General features: G+C 32.7%; 19 protein-coding genes and 1 pseudogene. 17 read left to right on the forward strand and 3 right to left on the reverse strand.

All coding sequences use genetic code 11. The annotated features are described in order from the left end of the window. Nucleotides 1-19 precede the first annotated feature (19 nt). From AC4E8C_RS11830 to AC4E8C_RS11845, 4 genes and pseudogenes are all read left to right on the forward strand, one after another. On the forward strand, nucleotides 20-1,225 hold the full coding sequence (locus AC4E8C_RS11830; protein ID WP_490212535.1) for an acyl-CoA dehydrogenase family protein: 1,206 nt from the start codon (nucleotides 20-22) through the stop codon (nucleotides 1,223-1,225). A 28-nt stretch (nucleotides 1,226-1,253) separates the two neighbouring features. Beyond that, entirely contained in the window at nucleotides 1,254-1,379 is a 126-nt protein-coding gene (locus AC4E8C_RS11835) for a hypothetical protein (protein WP_490212295.1), read from the forward strand. A gap of 15 nt (nucleotides 1,380-1,394) precedes the next feature. Next, nucleotides 1,395-1,792, forward strand: a pseudogene (locus AC4E8C_RS11840) (carboxymuconolactone decarboxylase family protein); the annotation flags it as partial. 232 nt (nucleotides 1,793-2,024) lie between these two features. Then, nucleotides 2,025-2,981 carry an anti sigma factor C-terminal domain-containing protein gene (locus AC4E8C_RS11845; RefSeq protein ID WP_490212536.1) on the forward strand — a complete coding sequence of 319 codons (957 nt, stop codon included), beginning with the start codon at nucleotides 2,025-2,027 and terminating at the stop codon, nucleotides 2,979-2,981. Between the two features lie 207 nt (nucleotides 2,982-3,188). Here the strand turns inward: AC4E8C_RS11845 and AC4E8C_RS11850 are convergent, their stop codons facing one another. Next, nucleotides 3,189-3,398, reverse strand: a complete 210-nt coding sequence (locus tag AC4E8C_RS11850; protein ID WP_490212537.1) for a lysozyme inhibitor LprI family protein — start codon at nucleotides 3,396-3,398, stop codon at nucleotides 3,189-3,191. 405 nt (nucleotides 3,399-3,803) lie between these two features. On the opposite strand from AC4E8C_RS11850, the gene AC4E8C_RS11855 reads away from it, so the two are divergent. From AC4E8C_RS11855 to AC4E8C_RS11880, 6 genes are all read left to right on the forward strand, one after another. After that, nucleotides 3,804-5,480, forward strand: a complete 1,677-nt coding sequence (locus AC4E8C_RS11855; protein WP_490212296.1) for a dynamin family protein — start codon at nucleotides 3,804-3,806, stop codon at nucleotides 5,478-5,480. Continuing rightward, nucleotides 5,470-7,668: a dynamin family protein gene (locus tag AC4E8C_RS11860; RefSeq protein ID WP_490212297.1), complete on the forward strand. Its 2,199-nt coding sequence runs from the start codon at nucleotides 5,470-5,472 to the stop codon at nucleotides 7,666-7,668. Before AC4E8C_RS11855 ends, AC4E8C_RS11860 begins: the two co-directional genes overlap by 11 nt. 14 nt (nucleotides 7,669-7,682) lie before the next feature. Beyond that, the gene (locus AC4E8C_RS11865) at nucleotides 7,683-8,915 is read left to right on the forward strand and encodes a dynamin family protein (protein WP_490212298.1); all 1,233 of its coding nucleotides are present in this window, start codon (nucleotides 7,683-7,685) and stop codon (nucleotides 8,913-8,915) included. A gap of 20 nt (nucleotides 8,916-8,935) precedes the next feature. Further along, nucleotides 8,936-11,464: a CFI-box-CTERM domain-containing protein gene (locus AC4E8C_RS11870; protein ID WP_490212299.1), complete on the forward strand. Its 2,529-nt coding sequence runs from the start codon at nucleotides 8,936-8,938 to the stop codon at nucleotides 11,462-11,464. 1,777 nt (nucleotides 11,465-13,241) lie between these two features. Then, the gene (locus tag AC4E8C_RS11875; RefSeq protein WP_490212300.1) at nucleotides 13,242-13,538 is read left to right on the forward strand and encodes a BlaI/MecI/CopY family transcriptional regulator; all 297 of its coding nucleotides are present in this window, start codon (nucleotides 13,242-13,244) and stop codon (nucleotides 13,536-13,538) included. Between the two features lie 206 nt (nucleotides 13,539-13,744). After that, nucleotides 13,745-14,239, forward strand: coding sequence for a DUF7004 family protein (locus tag AC4E8C_RS11880; RefSeq protein ID WP_490212301.1), 495 nt, complete (start codon nucleotides 13,745-13,747; stop codon nucleotides 14,237-14,239). A 332-nt stretch (nucleotides 14,240-14,571) separates the two neighbouring features. Here AC4E8C_RS11880 and AC4E8C_RS11885 read toward each other — a convergent pair whose 3' ends face one another. Continuing rightward, entirely contained in the window at nucleotides 14,572-15,498 is a 927-nt protein-coding gene (locus AC4E8C_RS11885) for a DNA adenine methylase (RefSeq protein ID WP_490212302.1), read from the reverse strand. 141 nt (nucleotides 15,499-15,639) lie between these two features. Between AC4E8C_RS11885 and AC4E8C_RS11890 the strand changes: the two genes are divergently transcribed. The 3 genes from AC4E8C_RS11890 (at nucleotide 15,640) to AC4E8C_RS11900 (ending at nucleotide 17,979) form a co-directional block, all read left to right on the forward strand. After that, nucleotides 15,640-15,876, forward strand: coding sequence for a helix-turn-helix domain-containing protein (locus AC4E8C_RS11890; protein WP_490212303.1), 237 nt, complete (start codon nucleotides 15,640-15,642; stop codon nucleotides 15,874-15,876). Nucleotides 15,877-16,175: 299 nt separating this feature from the next. Next, complete coding sequence (locus AC4E8C_RS11895; protein WP_490212304.1) at nucleotides 16,176-17,309, forward strand: hypothetical protein; 1,134 nt, start codon at nucleotides 16,176-16,178, stop codon at nucleotides 17,307-17,309. A gap of 145 nt (nucleotides 17,310-17,454) precedes the next feature. Beyond that, the gene (locus AC4E8C_RS11900) at nucleotides 17,455-17,979 is read left to right on the forward strand and encodes a hypothetical protein (RefSeq protein ID WP_490212305.1); all 525 of its coding nucleotides are present in this window, start codon (nucleotides 17,455-17,457) and stop codon (nucleotides 17,977-17,979) included. 121 nt (nucleotides 17,980-18,100) lie between these two features. On the opposite strand, the gene AC4E8C_RS11905 is transcribed toward AC4E8C_RS11900, so the two are convergent. Then, a complete protein-coding gene (locus tag AC4E8C_RS11905) occupies nucleotides 18,101-18,892 on the reverse strand; it encodes a DNA-methyltransferase (protein WP_490212306.1) in 792 nt (263 codons plus the stop codon). Nucleotides 18,893-19,205: 313 nt separating this feature from the next. On the opposite strand from AC4E8C_RS11905, the gene AC4E8C_RS11910 reads away from it, so the two are divergent. The 4 genes from AC4E8C_RS11910 to AC4E8C_RS11925 all read left to right on the forward strand — a co-directional run bounded on the left by AC4E8C_RS11910 (nucleotide 19,206) and on the right by AC4E8C_RS11925 (nucleotide 25,802). Next, entirely contained in the window at nucleotides 19,206-20,141 is a 936-nt protein-coding gene (locus AC4E8C_RS11910; RefSeq protein ID WP_490212307.1) for a type II restriction endonuclease, read from the forward strand. A gap of 778 nt (nucleotides 20,142-20,919) precedes the next feature. Further along, on the forward strand, nucleotides 20,920-22,881 hold the full coding sequence (locus AC4E8C_RS11915; protein WP_490212308.1) for an AIPR family protein: 1,962 nt from the start codon (nucleotides 20,920-20,922) through the stop codon (nucleotides 22,879-22,881). 493 nt (nucleotides 22,882-23,374) lie between these two features. Then, nucleotides 23,375-23,548 carry a DUF7226 domain-containing protein gene (locus AC4E8C_RS11920; RefSeq protein ID WP_490212538.1) on the forward strand — a complete coding sequence of 58 codons (174 nt, stop codon included), beginning with the start codon at nucleotides 23,375-23,377 and terminating at the stop codon, nucleotides 23,546-23,548. A gap of 160 nt (nucleotides 23,549-23,708) precedes the next feature. After that, nucleotides 23,709-25,802 (forward strand): DEAD/DEAH box helicase family protein, encoded by a 2,094-nt coding sequence (locus AC4E8C_RS11925; RefSeq protein ID WP_490212309.1) that lies wholly within the window; start codon nucleotides 23,709-23,711, stop codon nucleotides 25,800-25,802. Nucleotides 25,803-25,814 lie beyond the last annotated feature (12 nt).

Consider the following 25,814-nt stretch of genomic DNA (forward strand, 5'->3'; position numbering starts at 1 on the left):
TGGGGAGGAAATGTTGATGATGAATTTTAACTTAACCGAAGAACAACAAAATGTACAGAAAATGGTACGGAAGTTTGTAGATAAAGAGATTATACCTTATATACAGGAATGGGATCGAAATCAGCATTTTGAACCAAGGATTTTAAAAAGATTAGCAGATTTACAGTTAATGGGTGTCTGTATTCCTGAAGAATACGGCGGAGTAGGAATGGATTATAATACGTTAGCCATTGTTTGTGAGGAATTGGAGCGTGGAGATACCGCTTATCGTACAGCTGTTTCTGTACACACAGGCTTAAATAGTATGACATTGCTGCAATGGGGAAATGAAGAACAAAAACAAAAGTATTTAGTTCCGCAAGCTAAGGGTGAAAAAATTGGGGCATTTGGATTAACAGAGCCTAATGCCGGATCCGATGTAGGAGCACTGAACACAACTGCGGTCCGAGATGGAAATTCCTACATTCTAAATGGGTCAAAAACATGGATTTCTCTTTGCGATGTAGCAGATCATTTTCTAATTTTTGCAAAGACAGATTCAAGCCTTGGTTCAAGAGGGATTTCAGCCTTTATCGTTGAACGTGACTTTCCCGGAGTTACTTCAAAAGCGATTAAGGGAAAGCTGGGGATCAGGGCAGGAAATACTGGTGAGGTCTTCCTAACTGAGGTAAGGGTTCCTGTTGCTAATTTACTCGGTGAGGAAGGAGAGGGCTTTAAAATTGCCATGTCTGCTCTAGATAACGGGCGTTTTACCGTAGCTGCTGGGGCTTGTGGGTTAATCAATGCCAGTTTAGAAGCCAGCTTAAAATACTGCCAGGAAAGAAAGACATTTGGGAAAGAAATTGGCAGACATCAGCTAGTGCAGCAAATGATCGCAAAAATGAGTGCCAATTTGGAAATCTCTCGCCTTTTAGTATACAAAGCAGGTACCTTAAAAAATGAGGGCAAACGAAATACAAGGGAAACTTCGCTAGCCAAATGGATATCTTGTAATGCTGCCTTCGATGCGGCCAATGATGCTGTCCAAATCCATGGGGCTTATGGTTATTCTGATGAATATCCAGTTGAGCGATTCTTAAGGAATTCAAAGGCTCCGGTTATTTATGAAGGAACCCGAGAAATTCACACGATTATGCAAGGTGAATATGCACTTGGATATCGGGAGGATAAACCAGTTCGTAAATCACTTCCTAAATGGTCTTTCGAGTCTGTTTCGGTAAAATAAATTGATTTTGTCCATTGGAGGTTATCTAATGGACATTTTTCAGCTTGAAGTTGATCAAGTAGTCCGCTTAAGTGTAAAAAATACTGGAAAAGGGTTCCCAGAACCGGCGGGGGGCAGAAGGGAGGTGAGAAGTAATTCTATCAAGTACCAATAAATTGCAGATGATGGTATGAAAATTATGATGGATATGGAGAAGTACACAAGAACGACAGCAATTGAACGAAAACTTCGTAACTTATTAAAATTCGTGCTTCTCAAATTAACGGCTGTGCCTATTGTTTGAACATGGATACAGCAGATGCTCGGAAAATGGGGGAAACCGAACAACGAATATATTGTGTCAGTGCATGGAAAGAGTGTGAATTCTACACAGAAGCAGAAAAAGTAGCTTTGGAGTTAACAGAGCATGTTACATTAATCCCAACAAAACGTGTTACAGATGAGCTTTATCAACGAGTGAGTGAACACTATGATGAGAAACAGTATGTTGACCTTGTTCTAATAATTAATCAAATTAACAGTTGGAATAGTATTTTCTATTGCAATGGGGATTGGCAACTGAACAAAAATAATACTCAACGGACATCTTATGGGTGTTCGTTTTTTCTTCATAATAATCGAATGCAAAATAAGACCTACCATATAGGAAATGAACAATCTTATATTTTCTGTTTTCAATGCGGGCTTTAGTAATGAATTAGAAATTATTTTTATCATCTAATATTTTCAAATTGAAAAAAAGGCTGATATGGGAAAGTAGCCGAAAACAATTGATAGCTAAGTTAACCCCACTGGGGATATTGACTTTGTCAGCAGTCCTTCTTTACAAAAGGCTGTTAAAAAATCAAAAAGGAAACAAACGATTAAGTACGTCATTATTACCGTTATTACCACCACATTATTATTGACGATTCTTTTTATGGGTAGTCAATATATTCTAACGAAAAGAATCGAGAACACGGATATGTTCTACGATAATTTTCACGGAGCCAATATTTCTCCTGGCGGAATCTCATTTAACTATAACCTTTTTAGTATTACTGCAGAATCAACCTACCGAAAAACGATTGGGGATCGCTCGATACTTTGGGATAAGAAGACCGAAAAGGTTCCTGTTTTCGGAAGAATAAAGCTGCTTGAAAGAGGCAGTGGAACCACGGAGGTCAATAGTTTAAATAAAGAAGCCAAAAGGGTCGTTCGTTATAATGATTTTAATAATGAAAGAAAAATAGATTTTTATTATCCCGGTTTGTCATACGATTACTTACCGCACGAGCTCGATATTGCAACGAGCTTGGATCAGAACAAGTTAATCGAGGTGGCTCTATCATTTAAAGAGCCGTTGACCCTCTCTGAAGCAGGAGAGAAGCTTGGACTGAATAATGTCAATTGGCTTTGGGTCGACACAACAACAACGGCTCAGTTAGATAGGATGGAACGTACACTAGACGATGACAGTCTGAAGACAAAGGGAGGAGGAGGCGCCTTTGGGTTTGCGGTCTTACCAGAACAGCCTTATTCTGACGAAAACGGGCAAGGGTTTATAGGCACTTTAGAACTATTGCTTAAAGAAGGCAACCATACAAGTTCAGTAAAAGAGACTTTAAAAGGAATTAACGAAAATACCAAGGCTTCGAACGGCAAAATCCGTTTAAATGGGGCAGTTGTTACCGGGACAGCAGAGGAACTGAAACGATTTCAGCAGCTTGATTTTATTCGTGCATCGGTGCTAGGGGCTACGGTTGATAAATATTAAATTTATAAATTAGTTTACAAAACCGGATGAGATAGTTTAAAAGTTATCACCATTTTTGATTAATAATTATTGAGTATAACTACAAAAAATGTTATGTAAAGAGTTTCGGTTGAAACCAACCACTGGTTCTTTAGGGTTAGAGGTCCTGACCCCCAGCTAGATAAACCGTTAACCTACTGGGGATCAGGAACCAAATTAAATAGAGAATTAATTACTTATCAGTAACAAAAAAATTATTTCATAGTTTTCAACTAATTCAAACCATTTTTCTTCTGTAAGTTTTGCTAGCACAGTCATATATTCAAAATGTTCCTCCGTACCGCCTTTATATTTTTGTGATGCCTCAAATACCGTATTATCTCTATTTTTTATCCAATTCTGTTGTTCTTTTCTAGGAAATGGTATTAATAATATTATGAATTTTTGAAACCTTCATACGAGACTGAATCTATTGAAGTATATATCAGGCTAAAATATGGGTAAACATTGATACGTTATCAAAAGACAGTTTTGAGTGAGAATGATAGGCGTACAATTTCAGTTACGGTTTTTTAAGAGAATAAAATTAAAGTTGGAAACGCAAATCTTATGTCAAAAAAGTATTACATTCCTGGGGAACCTTCAGTTTTAACACCATTTTATACAAATTTCGACAAAAATTTCATTTTTCTAGTAGTAATATTATACTATGTTTGTAGATTAAATATGACCATCATTTTGAGGAGATGTAAATATCGTGAGAAGAACAGAATATCGTAAATCAATTACTTTTGAATCATAACTACTATCCGACAAATATATAAGAGATAAGGAGCGACTTTAATGATTAACAAAACTTTTGTAGAAAATCATATTAAACAAATACAAAAACTAAGCAATGATTACGGCATTAAAGGTGAAGTTCAAGAAAAATTGCAACAAATACAAAAAAAGTCAGAAGAATTTTCAATGAGGATATTAATGATTGGAGGTTTTAGCGCAGGTAAAAGTGCACTATTAAATACTTTAATATCAGAGGATTTATTAATTGAAAACCAATCGCCTGAAACGGCAGTCGCAACAGAGCTTCATTATGGACCTTTTAATAAATATGAGGCAATTCTCACCAACGGCACAACACGTGAAATGGAATTTACTGATATTCAAAATTTATTACCTAAGGATGTATTGCATTTTCGTTACACGTTAAACAATGCCTTTTTACGAAAATATGCGGATTATACTTTCGTAGATATGCCTGGTTTTAATTCAACTTTAGAAGAACATAATAAAGCCATTATGCAATACATTGGGCAAGGAAATGCGTATGTCATGGTAGTGGACTGTGAGGAAGGTGAAATAAAGTCAACGGGTATTGATTTTATCCATGAAGTCCGACAATACGATCATAACTTAGCCATTGTTGTATCAAAAGCGGATAAGAAAACGAAATCAGCCCTGCAAGAGATTGTCACCAATATTAAGGAGACTGCTGAGTGGGAATTTCAAGAAGCTTTAGTTGTGGAAGCTGTAGATAAATTCAATCCGGAGACAATAACAAAAATGGATCGGATTATCCAAAGCTTTGATGTCCAGCATATCTACAAAGTAACAATAAGTCCCTTCTTAGAAGAACTGTATGAGTATCTATTACTAAGTTTAAAGAAACTGTTTTCCTCGAAGAAATTTGATGTTTCAGATTTGCAAAAGCAAATCGATGGGCATATCCGATTAAAGAAAGAGCTTGAAACAACTTTACAAAAAGAACAGAAAAAGCTAACACAGAAGATGCAAAATTATGTTTTCCCAAATATTATCGCAGAAGTAGAAACAGCTTTATTCAGTAACTCCTATCAGTTAGCTACTGCTGCAGCATCGAGTGAAAGAGCATTTTCACGCCAAGTAAATACTACGCTTCGGCCTGTACTAGTAGAGGCAACAAGACGTTATACCGAAGAATCCTATACGGAGTTTTTGCGAGAGCTTGATTTCAGTTCAATAACGATTGATTCAGATAATATTGGCGTAAATATTGCCGAAAAACTTAGGGACACAGTAATAGCATTGGAGAAAATTCAAAAAGTTATTAATCAATCATCGAAGATGTATAAAGTAGTAACGGGTATTTTGGCTATTACGACTACAACCGTTGCCCCTTGGTTAGAACTCATTATTATTTTTTTACCAGATATATTAAAAATGCTTGGTATCGGTGGTCAAGTAAGCCAGACTGAAAAAATTAAGGAGAAAATTGAAGGTGAAATCATTCCCCAAATCGTGGATAAGCTCCGTCCTGCTATTTCTGATTCGTTAAAAGACGTTGAAGCAGAACTACTAGAAGAAACGCAAAGCAAAATTGCGGAATTAATTTCGGTTGAAGAGGATGCCTTAAAAGCAGCTCAACAAATGAAGCAGAGTGAAACTAAGCGATATGAAGAATTACAAGAACAGCTGCTCTCGGCCATTGATGAAACTCAAAAACAATTGGACGAATTAAGAGGTGCACAATATGCCAAATAAGGATGAACAATTTATCAGCCTGATTGAAGGGATTGCTGAATCACTAGCTTCGGCCCGTAATTTGGTAAGTGACGACAATATAATTGATTTTCAAAAAAACGCAAAGACTTTAAAAGACAATTTACAAGCCATTAGAGAAGAAAATCGAGCTATTCGAATCGGGATTGTCGGTGAAGTAAAGGCAGGGAAATCTTCGTTTTTAAATGCGCTAATTTTTAATGGAGAGCAAATCCTGCCCAAAGCACCCACACCGATGACAGCAGCTTTAACGAAGATAACGTATGGAAAAGAATTTGAAGGAAAAATTGTTTTCTATACACAAAATGAATGGCTATTAATTGAAGCAAATGCGCAAGAAGCTGATCGATTTATGGAAAACTTATATGAAGAACATGTTAAACAATGTGGTCAATTGCGAACGCCAAGGCCAAAAGATAAATTCTACCATTTGAATGAGAAAAAAATTCCGCTGGAACTTAAATCCTGTAAAGAACTAGTTGAATTGGCTGATAGGAATGAAATCAATATTTATTCCAACTTAGGAAAAATAATTAAAATCAATGGGCAAAATCAAGAAGATTTTATGCGAAAGCTTAACCAATATGTCGGTTCAGATGGCCATTTCACGCCGATCGTAAAACATACTGAAATCAAATTGAACAATGAGTTATTAAAAAATGCAGAAATTATTGATACCCCAGGTCTGAATGACCCGATCATCTCACGTGGCCGGACAACCATGGATTTCCTTGTCAAATGTGACATTGTGTTTTTCTTAAGCTACACAGGTCAATTCTTAACAAGAGAGGACTTGGATTTTTTATCAAACATCCTTCCGGGAGAATCAGTAAACAAAGCTGTACTTATAGGCAGTAAGTTTGATTCAGGGATCTTAGATTATAAAGAATCAAATGTGCCATTGAAGAAAGCATTGAAATTAAGTCAACAAACTTTCAATAGACAAGCGGACAGTATTTTTAGCGAAGCCTTAAAAAATCCTAATTGTGTGCCTATTATCCGGAACATCGGTGAGAACTTGCCACCCAAATACGTATCCGCGATGATGTATGCAATTGCAACAAAAATTGAAAACCGAAAGGAATTATCCGAGGAAGAAGAGCATTTAATAAATACATTTGAGAAACGCTTCCTGGGGTTTTCAAAAGATACAGGCTTCTTGAAAGAATTTTCTAATATTGAAAGCATAAAAAAGGAAGAATTAAAACAAATCATAGCGCAGAAAGATGACATTATAGCCGAGAAGGTGAAAAACACACTACGTGATAAACAAAATTATTTTTTAAAAGAGCTTGAAACCATTAATATACAAGCTCGTACAAATCGACAGGACTTACAATCGTATGATTTGGATGAACTGCAAGCAAGAATTGAATCGATTTCAAAAAAATTGAATAAAATCCGCTACAATATCCAAGAAATCTTTATTTCAGGCAGTGTGCGGGCTCAAAAGACGTTGGAATCAATTAAAATTGAAATTGAACGTGAAATTGACAACCATGTTGGGGTTTCCGTTTCGACTACTTCCGATCAAGAACGTGGTTCATATCGTACAGGATTTCTAGGATTGAAGAAGGAGCACTACACTCGTACGGTAGTGACTAATACTGCTAACGTACAAGAAGCGATTTCAGGCATTCGTAAATATGTTAACCGCAGTAAACAACTCATTAATACTCAATTTGATCAATTGTTTGATATTAATAACATGAAAAAGCAAATTACTAATGAAGTAACTAGTGCCTTTGATTTGGTAGATGAAGAATTTAATGAGCAGGAGATTTTGCTGCCACTTAATACTGCACTTGGCCGAATTACGATACCAAAAATTGAACTGGAGGCAACAAAATATGACCAAGAGCTAACGGATATATTTACCTCAAGCATTGTGAAGAATGAGGATATAAGCCGTTTGATGCTGACACAGGACCGTATTATGGCCAAAATCAGTAAGGATATCGTAAGCATTTTAAATATTAAAGCAGTAGAACTTGATGATTTATTAAAGAAGCAGGCGAACACATTCGTGGATAACATTGAATATCAAATCCGCGAAAATATGAAAAAAGTACAAGCATTGTTGAAAGATAAAGAAAACAGCTTGCATAAATATAACGATTTAATTGACCAAATTATGGAATACAAGAGGCAAATTGTCCAGTACACGTAGAGGAGAGAGAACTTGTGGGACTTTGGGATGACGATGATGATTTTGAAGAATATATGGAGGTTGAAAATTCATATCTTTCAAACCCTGAACAAGGTTTGCAGCTCATCGCATCTTTACTGAATGTCAATAAAGATGCAGTCAATCATATGAAAAAACTGAAAAAACTCGACACACTAATAGATAAGAGATTATTACAATCTATTAGCCAGGTCAACTTAACCAACGAGTTGGAATTGTATCAACAACTCGTGCAGCTTAGCGATAAAATGTTTGAGCAGAATAAATTGAAACTATTAGAGAAAAAAAGCGTCATCGGGATTGGCGGGAAATTCAGTGCAGGAAAATCAAAATTTATTAATTCAGTTTTAAATAGTGATTTTTTACCTGAGGATCAATCACCTACTACATCCATAGCGACTTATCTCGTCCAAGGGGAAAAAGAAACCGTCAGCGCGTATACAAAATACGACCGGTATGTCCCAATTACCATGGAAGCAGCCAATGCTTTAACACATGCTTTTTACAATAAATATAACCTCGGATTCTCGCAATTTATTAATAATCTTGTAATGACAATCCCAAGTTTTCAATATACGTATATTGCTCTTCTAGATACACCAGGATACAGTAAATCTGATTCCAATATCCAACAAAATGTATCGGATGAACATAAGGCATTCACGCAATTACGCAGTGTCGACCGTCTCATTTGGTTGGTCGATATTGAAAATGGAATTATTCAGCAGGATGATATCGAATTTATCGAATCACTCAATTTAACTCAGCCTATCTTAATTGTATTTAATAAAGCAGATAAAAAGAATATTTCTAATGTAGAAATAGTTATTGAAGAGAGTAAGGGAATACTAAAAAATACCAATATTCCTTTATATGAAGTTATTGCCTTTTCAGCTTTGGAATCAAGGGAATACTTTGGAACGAGTTTTTTAAGACGATTTCTGGATGAAATAGATAAAATGAAGCCGACAAATGAAAGCATTTATGATCAAATCTCAACGGTAATCCATACGTTAAAAACGGAATTAAAGAAGAAACAACAAAGTTTAATAAACGAACGTAATCGAATTGGTGATGTCATTTATAATTCATCTGATATTTTTGAGATTCAATCGTTGACTGAGTTGTATGCATCGATTTTAGAAGATATAAAAGAATGTAACTATGCAACATTTAGTTTAGATAAAACGTATAAATCAATTGACGAAATGCTGAAACAATTTAATTGATATAGAAGGTGTTACAAATTATGTCACAGCCAAATGACACATTTGATTTACTATCCAAGTTACTAACAGAAAAAACAGGACAACTCACACCTCGAGAAGTGGCTATCCGTGAAAAATACGATGTGCTGTATGAACATGTTACGAAAAAAATGGCACGGAAGCTAAATAATAGTGTTTACGAGGAAAAGACCAATTTAATGCTGTCGCTTGAGCAGCATTTAAGAAGGATTGATTTTTTTATCCATTTTCCGAAAGTCGCGAATACAACCGTTGTGACCGTATATGGTTCGGCGAAAGAAGCGAAACTATTTTTCGAAAAAGTAGTTTCACCTGAGGATGCAAAGCTAATGCGGATGAATACGAACGTGCCGGCGATCATTTATCCTGACGATCAAGATAAATTCATTCATTCTTTAAATACTTTAGGCAGTATCGAAACACTTTCTTTCGAGGATTATAAGGGGGCTAATACCGATTTGTATAAAAAAGGGATTGATATTCGCCGATTAATTCAGCTTTATCAACTCTCTACAACAGAAAATATTGTTAATACTACTTTTATATATATGCCTCCCTTTAGTCTTAAAGAGCAAGAAATATTTAGGTTATTACGGAGCCTTGGTGAAATTGCAGTCATTCTAATCGACGAAAAAGAAATTTGGAAGCGAGAATTAGAAGCTTTATTGAAATACAAGCAGGTAAGGGAGATTCACTTATTTGCACCAACGGGCAAACTGGAACAAACTCAAAAATTTGCAACCACCATGTCAAATATCATTTCCGTACATTCACTCGACAGTGAGCTCCATGAATGGATTAAATTGACTGAAAATCCTTGCTACAATACGGCTTTTGGGGAATTACTTTACGAAGATTTAATGGCCTATTGTACCTCCATTGAAGTGATTATTCAAAAGCAAAACCATTTGATTAACAATATTAGTAAAGATATCTTAAATATTGGTGATGATGACACAGGTGATTTGCTTCGTAATCTTCGTACGAAGCTAAGAAAAGATAATAAAGATATAAAAAGTAATCATATGGCATTATTAGGAGATATTAAAGAAGTTATTGACCTTGCAGAAGAACTAGATTCATTTATCTGTACACAATCGAATAAATCGCCAGAGTTAATACGGAAGACGACGCCATATATTGCAAAGCATTTTGTAAGCTTGATTTTATCGTTAATTGACAGTGGAGAATTAAACAGTGCTCGCAACTATATGGCTAAACTAGAGCGATTTAACTTTGATTATACCCGAGCTTTTGAAATATACATTAAGTTGACCAAAGTTTCTAAATTAACTGCAGCAGATATGAATTATTTGGCAAAAGACGGATTGAAGCCAGAGATTAGCCGTATACAATTGAAAATTTGGCCGCAATTAAGGATGGATTTCGATGCATTACTCGATTTACAGGAAATGTACAGTGAATCTTACAATCCTTACATCCTTTACGAGCTGGGACTAGCGTTTGAATGTTCCAATGATGTTCAGACAGCACAGAAATATTATTGGCAGGCCGCCAACTTAGGACAGGTCGATGCGGCAAAACGGTTAATACACTATGTCGATAAGAACAATATGCATGATATGGAGAAATTAGCTAAGTTAATGATACCCGAAGCTAATTATTATGTTGGTATGTTTTATTTAGGTAAAGATCGTGGTTATAGAAAAGCAGTTTCTGCGCTCAAAATGGCCGCTGCTTATGAACATATTGGGGCAATTAAAGAGTTGTCATATCTTGAATATATCAATTACTTAAAGGTCCGAAAAAAAGATAAAGAGCGTGCCGCCATTTTACTTGAATCTTTAATTTTCCTCCATGAATATTTACTAGAATATGGTGAGGACGATGAAGAAATACGAGAGCGCCTAGGCAAGCTCTTTTATTGGAATGGTCATTTCCAAAAAGCCAAGCCGCTATTAGAAAACTGCTATACTGCAGAAGCACAATTTTTATGTGGGAAGATCTTTCAATATGGCAACGGTTTTGCTCAAGATTTACCTAAGGCAAAATTATTCTTTGAACAGGCAAGCCAATTGGGACATTCACAAGCTGAGAATGAATATCGAAAAGTGGAAGGCTGGATTCAGTCAAACCAATCAAAACAGCAATACTCTTCAAATCAGAGTTATGCATCCCAATCATACACAACCTATAGCAGCGGCTCTTCGAAGAAAGGTTGTTTTTTAACAACCGCTACATGTGTGGCGCTTGATAAGCCAGATAACTGTGAGGAAATTATGGCTTATAAGGCCTATCGAGATCATAAACTGGCAAAGGATGCTGATGGGGAAAAGCTAATTATTGAATATTATCGAATCGCCCCATTACTTGTCGAAGAAATCGATGCTAAGCCAAATTCCAAGGAAATATATATATATTTGTACAATAAATATATTAAAGTAGGATACAATTACCTCTTGCAGAAGGATTTACGACGGGCAAAAAAAATATATATTGAGATGGTAAAAGAGCTTTGTGCAGATTATAATGTTCAACCACTAATTAGTGAGGAAAATGTTGTCTTATAAATGAGATAAGAGCGGGAATTGAAATTTATTCGCTAATCCTGCTTTCATATCTGTTAAACGAAATTTATGTTGCAAAAGCTATCCATAATTAGGATGTAAAAATCAATCAGAAGAAAAACTGCTCGTAATGATCAAAATTATATATATATAGCAAATCATCAGAAAGTAACAGAATTGATTGAAACCAATGTTTTAGTTTTTTCATAAAGTTTGCTTTAACTTATTGGAGATGAATCCCAATGGGATTTGTGTTTATTTTTGCTAAAAACGAGTAAGAGGCGTCCAGTTCTATATAAAAACACTTCTGCAAATGGACATGATCCATCACGAATCTTGCCTAGAGAAAATGGAGTGATTTCCAATTAAGCAATACCCTATACTTAGAAACAAGGCAGCACATACAGAGGTTGTAACATTTAATGACTTTAATAGGATGAAACTTTCACTGATGAATATAGCCAACGACCAGGTGTTGGACAAGTTGTATAGTTTGAAGAATAGTTTTAGAGGGGTTATTAGGTAATAACTGATAAAACAATGTAGTGAGTAATGGGTTCTCGACTAGAAGAACCTATTCCTTTATCAAGATAACAAAATAATTTAGACTAGCAATCAGGACAAAGAACCAGTTCCTCTATTCCACACTACCGGCCATACCTAAAGTATGATCGGTTATTTTTGTGAGATTACCATTTATCATTTTCTTCTAGTATTGATTTCAAATCTCTAAATAAATTGTTATGTGTTCTTGCCATCTGCTTACCCTCATGCTTATCCGTGTGTTCAATACTCGTTAATCAAGAATTCTTTCCATTATGGGGATTCTGTATGGAGAGATGAATTGTATGTTCATCTTGTTTCCACAAATTAAAACTAAGTCCAGATAAGGTTTTCTTATTTTGATCTGCCAATTGTAATTCCTCCATTGTTAAAATTTAAGTTTTCTGTATAAATAGTAACAAACAATGCTAGGAACGAAAAGTTTTTAAACGCACCACCTCCAATAATGATCAATGATTAATGGGGGCTGTTATGGCGATTTACAGTAAAACATCAGAGAACAGTCCCTGCGTATAACTATATTTTTCTATATATTGCCAATATATGATAATACTGAATTGATAACTACAATATAAAGAACCTCTTTCAAAGAGTAGTTTAAACATGGTAAAGAATTAAAACCACCAATTAATCGTCGGAAAAATAGAGTGGATATGATTTTAGGGGATTAAACCAACAGGATCCTTGAAAAAGAGTAGGAATTTCAGATATTCGTGGAAATTTGATAATTACAGAGGATGGATTAGACGGAAGTTTGGATGCAACATTGATAGAGAGTAAAATCCAAACATGGATAAAAAATAGTTGATTTATTCCCACCAACCAACATACAAAATTAGATAACTCGCTAAGTTCCCTCATACCTGTTATATAATTCGAACTAGATCCATGCGGAGTTCGTAGCACAGCTTGTAAGGAATTAACCTAAAGAGCCCGTATTCTTTGAAGGAACGGCTCTTTTTACTATCTAATAATATTCTTATGGAACAATTTTGTAAACAAGATTCTTCTGGTTGTGACAGGCATCGCAAAATTAATTTCAAATTGCAATAATCATCACGCACATTCTTATAGCTTTTGGCCCATCGTGGTATGATAAATACTACAATTGTAAAAGTAGGGGGGCATGATGAAAGAGATTCCTCAAATCTTAGAAGCAGAATATGAAGTGATGAAAGTTGTATGGCAATATGAACCCATCTAGACTCCTGAGAACGTGGAGAAACTGTCAAAATTGTGTGATTGGAAACCGAATACCATTCATACCCTGCTTGCACGCCTGGTCAAGAAAAAGGCTTTGAGAAAAGACGGCAGAGTATTTATCTATACATCGCTAGTCGAAAACCACGAGTATGTGGAGGAAAAGAGTAAATCCTTCCTGCAGCAGTATTTCGGCGGCACGTTAAATTCAATGGTATTAAATTTTATTGAAAATGATAAGTTGTCAAATGAAGACATTTCTGAATTAAAGAAAATCTTATCGAAGAGGGAAGAGAAAGAAGGGGAAAAATAATGGATACCTATTTACTGTGGATTTTAGCATGTACAATCGTGGTATCCTTCCTTATTTTCATGATTATTTTGATCAAATTTAGTTTTTGTCCCTCTTGAAAATATTCTCTTATAGCTTAAAATGGAAATGAACTAATACCTTATTCCTAATAAAACAACTATAAGGTAAATTAGACACAAAATAAGAGATTAGATAGGAGTATTTAGATGAGAGAAATAACAATATTATCTGATGGTAGTAATGTTTATTATGATCAAGGTGATTTTGACCATTGGCGTGTAACCTATTGTTCTACTGATGGTAGTTTTAAAACAAGTTATAAAGATAGCACTATGTTTAAAAAATTTAATGAAATAGCTAGTTTTACATCCAAAGATATAGTATATAATCATTTATTAAAAATTCATAATAATACAAATAAAGTGTTAGATAAAGCTGTAATTAACAGGATTAAGCAAATTATCGAAACTTATCCTAATAAAATTAAGAACACCGCAGAAAGATTTTATACTTTATTTTATTACATGATGGTATCTGAAGAGAATAAAGCAAATAGTGTTACGGGAAAGAAAATAAAAATGCATGGAGTTTATCATCTGTTAAAAAACAATCGTTCCCCTGAAGAGGCAGCAAATATTGCTTATGGTTATAAAGGGAGAGCTAATGAGTTACTAGAAGAATGTAAACAAATGGGATTTTAATTATTAAGTTGGCGTAAGCCAGCTTTTTTATTGACTTAGTATATTAACTCAACCTTTAATCTATTTGTTGTTAAAATTGAAAAATATTATTTTTTCTTTGGAAATTTATAAATCGTCGAAATATTGATATGTTTTTACTAGGTCATATTTTGGTCATGTTAATGCCCTTCAGCAATTATGAAAATTTTTATTTAATCACAAGTGTATAAATATTTACTTGAAGGTCGGAAAGGGATTTTTTGATCACTTTAACAATGTTCTCTAAACAAACTATTTATTCAGTTTTTCACTATAAAAAAACTGATAGCAAAGTGCTATCAGTTAAGGGGAATTTAGTAATTTGTAATCAAAAGCTCGTTTATTACTCCTCGACTAGAACCCTTAGAATTAATATTCCTTCTGGCTGTTACCTTCATTATGTTAAATTCTTGATATAAATCATTGAAGAAAGTATCGTCAGGATTTGTATTAGTTGGGTCAGAATTGCTTAACATTAGTTTTGCGCCAATACTATTAAGTTGTCTATAATAGTATGCTAATTCTTTTTGATGTTCATCCTTGAAGTCATATTTTGAATATGAAGTAAAACTTGAACTTGTGTTTAAAGGTCTATATGGTGGATCAAAATATACAAATGTAGAACTATTAACAAAATTAATACTTTCTTTATAATCTCCATTATTTATTATTACTTTTTGCAGTAATTTATTTGCTGCTAAAAGGTTTTTATCGTTACATATAGTAGGATTTTTATAGTCCCCCATTGGAACATTAAATTGTCCTTTTTTATTTACCCTGAATAATCCATTAAAACAAGTTTTGTTTAGAAAAATAAATTTCGAAGCCCTTTCCACTTTGTGATAGCCAAACTCAGTGAAGTCAAAAGTGTCCAAAGAGTTATTAAATTCATCTCTAACATTATAGTAGTAAGTTTTTCTTTCTTCTTTTTCTAATTTTAAGTATTCAATTTCCATTTCTTTTAATATTCCTATTAGTGGCTCTACGTTTTTCTGAATAACCTCGTAAACAGTAATTAATTCCGGATTAACATCCCATATGTATGCTTCATTTATGTAACCATTACTAAGTAAATAAAATAATACAGCCCCACTACCTATAAAAGGTTCTATATATCTTGTTATTTGACCTTCTAATAATTGCAATGGTAGATTTGCCACTATTTCACTCAATAATTGAGTCTTGCCACCAGCCCACTTTAAAAAAGGTTTTGCCTCAATTAGTTCTAATTCATTTATCATAATGGCCCTCCAAACTTTTTTGCTTTCCTTAGTATATACTTGTTTAAGTATATCCACCATAATTATAACATTGTTTCACTATAAGTGAAACATTTTCTATTGAATATACCTGTAAAATAATGTAAGAGAGGTGTTGGATTAATGGAAGTAAAACATCAGGATAAATATTTACTAATTGGTATAGCAATTAGCAAAGCTAGAAAGAACAAAGGTTTTTCTCAACAAGAGTTAGCTGAAAAAGTTGGAGTAAGCAAAAGTTATATTAGTAAGATTGAAGCTCCTAACTGCACAAAGTCTTTTTCATTAGAAGTTTTGTTAGACATAGCTGAAGCACTAGATTTACCAGTGACACATTTCTTTATCGATTTAGTAAAGTAACTTTGTGTGAATAATTAGAATATAAGGATTAATCTAAGTTAAGTGAATGTATTGCGGATGAACTACAATGAGGTACTTCACTTGGAAAAGTTAATTCCATAAATGTTCAGATGCCATTTCCTAAATTGAGTATAAGATGAGAATTTTGGTTGTAATCACTAAATTATGATGAGGTAATACTGCAAAATATACTAATCATTTATCCTTAGATGTTTTTAAAAATGTTTGTGGGAATAAAATATCTTAACAGCATTTCTTTGAAAAAAATAATTTGTTACCAGAAAGGAGGTATTATAGAATTGAAATCCACAAAGGAGTTTTTAGAAGATATATTAACAGATCTAGATATTCAAGTTGAGATAAAAAATAATAAGGAAGATATTTCAAGAATAATATTGGATAATATAAATAAATATTTTTACCAAAAGAAGGGTGAATTTATTTCACCGTTTCATGAATATTGGGAGAATAATCATACAGAAATTCTTGATATTTCTATTAATCCTAGACAAACAAGAAAATTGGCTACAGTATTTGAAAAAATTTTTTCAGCCCCTTATTCTTACCCTGATATTCAGCTAACCACTTCAATAAATCAAGAAGGTTTAAGTAATAGGGAAATAGCAAATGTAAGATTTTTTACGGCAATACAAGATTTTAAAATAAACATTTATAAAAGTGGTAGAGACCCTTTTCAAGAATATAAAAAACATCCAGAATGGTTTACTCCTGAAGCAATTATTAAAGATTCTCTTAATATTTTTAACTTCCTAAAATATTTAGATGCTACGGGATCTCAGGGAGATAAGCGGCATAAATGGATGCTAGATGCTAGTGAGTTTTTAATAAATAATTGTGAGGGCCAAGCTTATAATATATTAGCCCTATGTGATTATGATGTGGAGAAAGTTAGAAGCTGGATAGCTGACGATCAGGAAATAGGGTATAGCAGAAAAAAAGCTGATATGTTCATCCGGGATATGATTGATTGGGGTGTTTGGGACAAAATTAAAAATGTTGAGAGTCTAAATGTTGCCAGCGATGCCAATACAATCAGAGTAGCTCTAAGATCCGGACTAATGGAACCTGCCATTCCATTACTTGCAAGCTATATAGATATTTACTCATATCAATATGATCTAGTTGATAAGAGAACTCAAGAGGCTTGGCGAGCTGTTTGGTATGAATGGAGAAAAATTCCTGATAACCATTGTCCTCCTACTCCAGCATCTATGGATTATCTAATTTATAAATCAATAGGTAAAAAGTATTGCCTGTTAAATAAAAGAAAGTGTACTAGTTGTGTATTAAATGAAATTTGTCCCACGGAAAAGAGAAATCTTAAGCCTCCTAAATCTATTTCAATTTATGGACAAACTGGATGGGAAAGTGGGAAAACTGATTCAGGTGGGGGAGGCGGAATAATGGCGTAGAAACTAGCTAAAACGTTTGAAATATACATAATAAGATGTAACGTGTAATATTTTTAATAATAGACCACAATAAAAAAATAGGGCTTTAATAATTTTTTAAATGGTCCTTTGAATTCCTGATTCTACCTTATGAAGGAGTGTTATTTTGATTAAAAAATATACAATGAATGAAGCTTCAAAAGTAGCTACCATTGCTGCACTGGATATTGAAAGTTATTTAAGAAAAAACAAAAAAACTATTATGGTTCAAAATGTTGAAGATGACAATGAATATAGAAAACTGGATATCGATTTAATTTGGACATGGGATAAAAATGGAGAAACAAAAATAACGAAAATTGAAATCAAGGGAGATAGATATCATTATACCGGGAACTATTTCCTTGAAACAATTAGCAACGAAGAAAAACAGACTCCCGGCTGTTTTCTCTATACAGAAGCAGATTATGTTTTTTATTATTTTGTGGATAAAAGGGAGTTACATATTCTTCCTATGCCGAGGACAAAAGACTGGTTTTTGGAAAATATTAATAAGTTTTATGAATGTAAAACTTCAACACCGGTTGGGCATAATGCTTCATACGTTACTGTTGGTAGATTAGTTAACCGAAAATTATTACAAAAAGAAGTTAAAGGTGTTAAAGTATTAGACCTAAGTGCAGAGGATTAATTTTAAATATAAGTGCCTTTGGGGTATTATCAAAATAAAAGAATCACCACCTTTTTATTTTGATAATACCAATATAAAATAATTAAATGAAATGGAATTTAGTAAATTCCAACATTTTTCCTTAGAAACTTAAGCTCATCTGAATATTATCGTTATACCTTTTAATTGTCAGTTCCAAGTATTCTTCCTCAATCTCTATCCCAGTATATTCTCTATTCAGCAAATTTGCAGCAATTCCAGTTGTACCACTCCCGTTAAATGGGTCTAGAATAGAATCCCCTTCATCTGTAGAAGCCAAGATAATACGTTCCAATAAGCGCATTGGTTTTTGAGTAGGATGCTTTCCAAATTTTTTTTCTGAGGGGCTTGTGGTAGGGAATGTCCATACATCTTTCATCTGTTTTCCGCCATTTATTTCCTTCATAAGATCATAATTAAATTTATGTTTCTCTTTGATGGTTCTTCTTGCCCATAGTAAAGTTTCGGTTGAATGGGTAAAAAATCTACAACTTAAGTTAGGAGATGGGTTAGATTTCTCCCAAATAATATTATTGAGAATTTTATAGTCCAACTCTTCCAATGCCATCCCAATAGAATATATATTGTGGTAAGTCCCTGACACCCAAATAGTTCCTCCGCTTTTTAGAAGACGTTTGCATTCTTTTAACCAAAGTTTATTGAATGCATGCTTATCAGTTAATGAGATGGATTTATCCCATTCCCCCTTATTAACTGAAACCATTTTTCCTGAACTGCAAGTAATTCCTCCACTAGAAAGAAAATATGGTGGGTCAGCAAATATCATATCAAAACTCTCATTCGGTAAGCCTTTCATAATTTCAAGACTATCCCCCAAAAGGAGTTTGAAGTTTAAATCGTTAAAGTAATACTTTGCTTGTTCTTCATTTTTCACTATTGTTCACCCGCTTATAAGGAATAGGTATTATTTTATCAAATTCCGAGGAAAATATAAATTTTAATTAATAAATAATACATTCTAATTAAAAGAAATAGCAAATATAAATCTGCATCTCAATTAAGTGAATATCACTTTATCTATTTAGTTGAAGTTAAAAAATAATTACCCCATAGATAGTAAAAGTTTTATTAGATTTGGATACGAATAACGACAATACTTTGAATTAACCTAGGAAAGATTTTCAGAATTTTATCTAGTATTTGATGTATAATTGAGGAGTTGATACTTTTCTAGGGGAGATATATTAATGAAAATGCTTAAATTTTATAAGGATAGATTAAATTGTAATACCGAAAATGAAGTTTTTAATTATTTGCTAAACGGGTTAAAAGAAACGATAAAAAGTTGGGATTATTTTGTTAACTGGGGTAAAGTTGTTGCAAATGTAAATAATATTGAAGTGGAATTAAATATTCTTAATACAATAGTTGGAAAAAATAATCCGAAGGAAATTTTTATACAACTCCTTAAAGATTATCCTAATATTGTAAGTTGTATCCCGATATTGTTAGCTGCAAGGGATAACAATATGGTCCTATTAAATCCGATTGAAGGTAATATCTTTAACTTTGAGAATTATTCATTTAAAAAGACAATGCAGATTACAAATGAAGAAGCAAATAGATTAGCTGATTTTCTAGAAAATGCAGGTTTTTTCAAGTTAATTCAAAACGAGAGAATAAAGAATCTTGTTGATTTTGTAATTGGAGTCGAAGTTGGTCTTGATTCAAATGGTAGGAAAAACCGGTCTGGAACAAGTATGGAAAATATAACTGAATTGTATGTTAAAAGAGTCTGTGATTTCTATGGATATTCCTATATTACTCAAGCTACTACCAATGAAATACGACGTAGGTTTAATGAAGTAATTATAGTAGAAAAGAATGAGAGAAGATTTGACTTTGCTATAAAGACAAATAATAAAGTAATTCTTATAGAAACTAATTACTATGGTGGTGGCGGTTCAAAGTTAAAAGCTACTGCTGGAGAATATATGTCTTTATATGATTATACCAAGTCCAACAATCCGAATGCAGAATTTGTATGGATCACTGATGGAAAGGGTTGGTTAACTTCTAAAAATCCATTAAGAGAAACCTTTAATCATACTGATTATATTTTTAATCTGGAAATGTTAGAAAAAGGAATATTGGAACATATTCTAGTAAATAAAAAAATATAGGTTTTAGAATATTATTTTAAATGTAGTTTACCAAATTCTTTAATATGATGCTCGGGGTAAGGTTCTAAAAATCCATTGTCATATTAAAAGGATGGGCATCAAGGCTGCAATGAAGAATATTGTGTTTTAGGCAATTTACTTTTTGGTGATACACTAGCTACTGAGAAATTAAGAATAATAACAGGACCTTTAATTGGAATTATCTATAATAAACCAGTGATGATAGCAATCATACAAAAAAAGGTTATCATGATAGTTATTTAATGGATGATTTATGGGACAAAAAACTAATACTTTTGTTAAAAAGGTCAAAACATACTCCACGTTTTATTCTAGGAAAAATGCAAAAATATTGACTTCCTTTTAAAATTTTAAATAACAAAAAATTAATACTAATCGCTTATTTAATGACTTTTTTAATGCATTTCGGGTTGATTGTTGAAAATTGTCGGAATAAGTCTGCACAAATTGCTTAAATTTACAAGATGCTGAAATTTGTATAAATTAATTCGCCTCATATAGAGTATATACTTGAAACTGAAGTATTTTATAAAGGGCTTTTCATACTTCCGTTGGTATTTTTCTTTGCGAACCAATAATGTTTAAAAGTTGATATTTGGACAGTCTATGTCCTATAGATTAATGTAACTGTTTTATTTACCCAAAATCGGTTAATACTTTGTATATATTGAATAGTTGTAGTATTTAAACATTCATTACTTAAATTATTTCTGAAAAATCTAAAAAGAATAATGCGTACAAAACAAAAGGAGAATATATGGATAGATTAGAGTTTATTTCAAAAGTCAAAGATGAAATGAAAACAATTGGCTTCGACCGAGGAATTACTGATAAGGGAAGGCAATTTGAGATTTGGTTCGGATCAAAAATCTTACTTGAAGAGGAAGGAAAACTAGTTGATGAATATTTAATCGGAGGTTCTGGTGACCATAAAATAGATATTGGCATATGTGATGATGATCATGAAGTAAAGTTTGTCATACAATGTAAATACTCTGATAATCCAGATACCAAAACATACGATGCTGATAAAGTAGATGAAGTTTTAAATGCTATTAACAGATTAAAAACAATTCCTAATGAGGGTAATGATAAAAGGAAAGATTTTGCAGAAAAATATAATAATGAAGCAGAAAAAGTAGTTAGACCAATATTGGTGATTTTTGGAAAGCTAAGCGAGCAAGCGAATCGATATGCTTTATCAAGTGGTGTTGAAGTATATGATTTTGAAAAGTTACGTAATAGATATATTTATAATAATGGTGCAGTAGAATTTGAACAACCACAATTAATACAATTATCAACTTCTAGATTGGGTTCATGTCTAAAAACAGCAGAATCATTCTCAGTAGCAACTTTATATGTAAATATAAAAGAAATTTATGAAATAGTTAAAAAATACCAGGATAGTATTTTTGCTGAAAACCTTCGATTTAGGTTAACTGGTACTGCCAAATCTCAAATAGGAAAGGAAATTGAAAAAACAATATCACAATCACCAGAGCAATTAATAGCAATGAATAACGGATTAACCATAACAGGTAGTGATTTCATTCAAGAAATAGATTCGGAAACAAATGATCTACTAAGTATAAAGATTGTTTCACCGCAGATTGTAAATGGATGTCAATCTTCATGGGCAATATACGACGCATGTGATGCACTGAGAGATGCAGGGGAATTTGAAAATTTAAATTGTTTTGTAGCTGTTAAATTAGTAAAAACTACCAATCACAAATTAAAAAGTGATATAACCAAAGCGACTAATTTGCAAAATCCGATTAGTTATCGTGATACATACTCAAATAAAAACGAGCAAAATGCAATACATACCGCATTTGTTCAATTAAGCACAAAAGTTCTTTATGAGCATAAAGATGGTCTTTTTGAAGCGATTAAGAGGAATAATAATGTGTCACTATATCACGCCGGTTCAAATTCTTATAGAAGAATAAGTAACGAGTTTGCAGGTCAACTATACTTAGCACTTCTTGGAAAACCAAGTTATTCTAAAAACAAGAAGCAAATGATTTTTGAAAATGAAAATTTTTATAATGTAATTTTTAAATGTGATAAAACTGAAGTGGAAAGGTTTAATAATCAATATCTTGATATAAAAGCTACTAAAGTAAAGCTGAAAAGTGGAATTAATCATTTCATAGAAGATATCTTGTTTTCATATGGAGTATACCAATTTGTTGATGCCTATAAACAACTTTATAACAACAAGCTAAATATTTATACTGTTGAAGAAAAAGGTGATAGTAGTACCTTCAAATTACTAGGTAAAAAATATTATTTAAAACTATGGCATTATTATGTTGTTTTTGGTGTACATTACATATTAGAAAAGATTAACAGTAATGGTGACGACAATAGGAGAAGAGAACTTAGACAAAAATTATTGGGTAATGATATAAATGTGTTTTGGCAGAAAAACTTAAAGAACAATTTTATCCCTGATTTAAATAAGGAATCTCTCTTAATTATTGAAGATGAAAACCCATCGTTATCTTTTAAGAATCTTGGGGTTTGGTTGATTTCTCTTGACGAAATGTTCTTTGATATGGTGAAAAATGCAATGGAAAAGTCTGATTGGCAAAGTTACAGGAGCTTTTTAGACTTAAATATTAAAACTGTGGATGAATTCATAATAAAAATAGAGGAAAAAGTTTCTGGTTCAAAGAGAACAAGGGATTCTTACTTTCCAATTGATTAGATAGGTTATGATATAAAAGCACACCAATTAAATAGACAGTGAAATAATAAAGTAGCCAGTTTAATTAGGTGGGGAACTGGCTGCTTTATTTATTTGAAATTCAATTTTTTAAATCCATGTTAATCCTGTGTTCTGCTTTCATTTTTCAAATTACAAATTATACAATTAGAAAATTATACTTTGATAATGTAGTGGGGAGAACTATGAATTTAGGAAAATAAAATAGGATTTAAGTATATAAAATCAGATATTATATATTTGGCTTATGAAACTGGAACTATTGAAAAAAATCAAGAAGTCTCGTTTCCACAGGCCGATAACTTTGAAAAAATATTGATGTATTATTTGAATTGAAAAGAAGGGATATGAATAAAGCAGAGGTAACAACTCTTTTGGTATTTACTAAAGTCCCAAAAAAGAGCACTAAGGAAGGAATTATCATTACCCTAACAGCACAAGGCGAAAAGACTTGTAATGAAACTACTGATGCAACATATTTAAAAAGGTCTTTTTAGAATCAACAGAAGTAGGATCTATACATAAAGAACGAGTACTAGAAATAATGATTGAAGAGAATTTAAAGATTACATCCGATTCTACTTTAAATAGAAGAGCTAAAACCATTACAAGTTGGATAGAGTGGATAAACTCACATATAATTGAATAATTTATTTTTTTTGCTTGTAACATTGCTGGGAATTTAAAGCATATTTACGAGCATTTTTTGTTATTAAAGTAAACTTATTGGAAATTACTTCGAAAATAGAAGAATTTTATAGATTTATGTTAAAATAAATGTAATATATTTGTAAAATGGGGGTAAGGTAGTGAGCTTTAAAGATTTAGATATTTCCTACCAATACCGTTCTGATAATGAAAACGGAAATGTTATAAATGATTTTTACATCCCTGTTCTTTCTCAAGCGGTTTCATATAAGCGTGCAGTTGGTTACTTTTCAAGTCACTCTTTATCGCTAGCTGCAAAAGGGATAATGGAATTGATGAATTGTAATGGGAGAATGCAGCTAATCGCGTCACCTAAACTCAATCATGATGATGTAGAGGCAATCATAAAAGGATATGAAGCTAGAGAAAATGTTATCGAAAGAACTTTACTCAGGGAAATTAACGATATTACCGATCCAATATTTCTAGACCGCTTAAATTATATGGCCTGGTTAATAGCAAATAATCAATTAGATATCAAAATAGCTATTTTAAAAAATAACCCTACAATAGGTATTTTTCATGAAAAAGTCGGAATTATGGAAGATAGCGAACGGAACCAGATTGCATTCTCAGGTTCTTCAAACGAAACTGAAGGTGGCTTGCACACAAATTTCGAATCCATTGATGTATTTTGTTCATGGAGTGGTAACGACAAAATTAGAGTGCAAAAGAAAGTTGAAAATTTCCAGTCACTATGGGAAAACAAGACAGACCCAGTTCATGTTTATGACTTTCCAGAATCAGTCAAAGAAAAGATATTAACATATAAAAAGCCAACTTATAGTTTGTTAGATCCAGAAGCAAATAAAAAAATAAATGAAGAAGAACCATTAGAATTTAATATCCCTAAGATACCTGATACATTGGAAATTAGAGACTATCAAAAACAAGCTATCACAAACTGGTTCAAAAATAACTGCCAAGGGTTGCTTGAAATGGCAACAGGAACTGGTAAAACCATTACTTCAATAACTGCTGTATCGAAATTGTTCGAGGTAATAAATAGACTTGCAGTGGTTATTGTTTGCCCCTATACCCATTTGGTTGATCAATGGGTAAAGGATTTAAAACTGTTTAATATGTCACCTATTATTGCCTATCACTCAAGAAGCTTGTGGGAAGAAGAATTAAATAATAATATTTCTGCTTTTAATGCAAAAGCAATTAATCATTTTTGCGTAATTATGACTAATGCAACGTTTTCTACAAGTACTATGCAAAATTTACTTAATAAATTGAGCTACGATACCGTTTTTGTAGCTGATGAAGCCCACCACTTAGGAGCTAAAAACCAAAGGAAATGTTTAATTGAATCCATTCCTTATCGACTGGCATTAAGTGCTACCCCTAACCGCTGGTATGATGAAGATGGCAGCAATGAACTATTATATTATTTTGGAAATAAAGTAGTATTTGAGTTTGGTCTTGACAAGGCGATTGGAAAATTTTTAACAGAATACTTTTATTATCCAATTATGGTTACCCTGGACGAAGATGAGAGTGATAAATACTTTGAAATTACAAGAAAGATAAGTAAGTTATATAATCAAAAAAACGAAGAAAAGGAACATCTCCTTGAATCATTACTAATTGAAAGAGCTCGAGTACTTAGTTCCGCGCGAAATAAGCTAAACAAGCTTTATGAACTTTTAAAAGAAAAGAACGATACAAATTATAATATTATTTACTGTGGTGATAGTAGCGTTGATGATGAGAAACAAATTGATGCAGTAGTAAAGATATTAGGAAATGAGCTGGATATGAGGGTTCATACCTTTACTTCGAGAGAAGACAAGGAACAAAGAAAAATGTTATTAGATAGGTTTCAATCGGGTGATTTACAAGCTTTGGTTGCAATAAAGTGTCTAGATGAAGGTGTAGATGTTCCAGCAACGGAACGAGCATTTATCCTAGCCAGCAGCACTAATCCCAGAGAATTTATTCAAAGAAGAGGTAGAGTATTAAGAAAATATCCTGGTAAAAGATACTCATACATTTATGATTTTATAGTCGTACCAAGAAATTTAGAGGAAATCAAATTACTTGAGCCTGAGTTATTTAATACGGAAAGAAATTTAGTTAAAAGGGAAATGGTCAGAGTAGTAGAATTTGCGGATTTAGCTGTAAATGGACCAATTGCTCACGAGATGCTAAATGAGTTGAAAAGGAATTATAATCTATTAAGTTTTTAAGGAGGATTACAA

Source organism: Neobacillus sp. SRL179 (assembly GCF_984799095.1).

Coding starts and splice junctions, on each gene's coding strand:
- AC4E8C_RS11830 (WP_490212535.1), top strand. CDS start 20: ATGAATTTTAACTTAACCGAAGAACAACAAAATGTACAGAAAATGGTA.
- AC4E8C_RS11835 (WP_490212295.1), top strand. CDS start 1,254: ATGGACATTTTTCAGCTTGAAGTTGATCAAGTAGTCCGCTTAAGTGTA.
- AC4E8C_RS11855 (WP_490212296.1), top strand. CDS start 3,804: ATGATTAACAAAACTTTTGTAGAAAATCATATTAAACAAATACAAAAA.
- AC4E8C_RS11860 (WP_490212297.1), top strand. CDS start 5,470: ATGCCAAATAAGGATGAACAATTTATCAGCCTGATTGAAGGGATTGCT.
- AC4E8C_RS11870 (WP_490212299.1), top strand. CDS start 8,936: ATGTCACAGCCAAATGACACATTTGATTTACTATCCAAGTTACTAACA.
- AC4E8C_RS11880 (WP_490212301.1), top strand. CDS start 13,745: ATGAGAGAAATAACAATATTATCTGATGGTAGTAATGTTTATTATGAT.
- AC4E8C_RS11885 (WP_490212302.1), bottom strand. CDS start 15,498: ATGATAAATGAATTAGAACTAATTGAGGCAAAACCTTTTTTAAAGTGG.
- AC4E8C_RS11890 (WP_490212303.1), top strand. CDS start 15,640: ATGGAAGTAAAACATCAGGATAAATATTTACTAATTGGTATAGCAATT.
- AC4E8C_RS11910 (WP_490212307.1), top strand. CDS start 19,206: ATGAAAATGCTTAAATTTTATAAGGATAGATTAAATTGTAATACCGAA.
- AC4E8C_RS11915 (WP_490212308.1), top strand. CDS start 20,920: ATGGATAGATTAGAGTTTATTTCAAAAGTCAAAGATGAAATGAAAACA.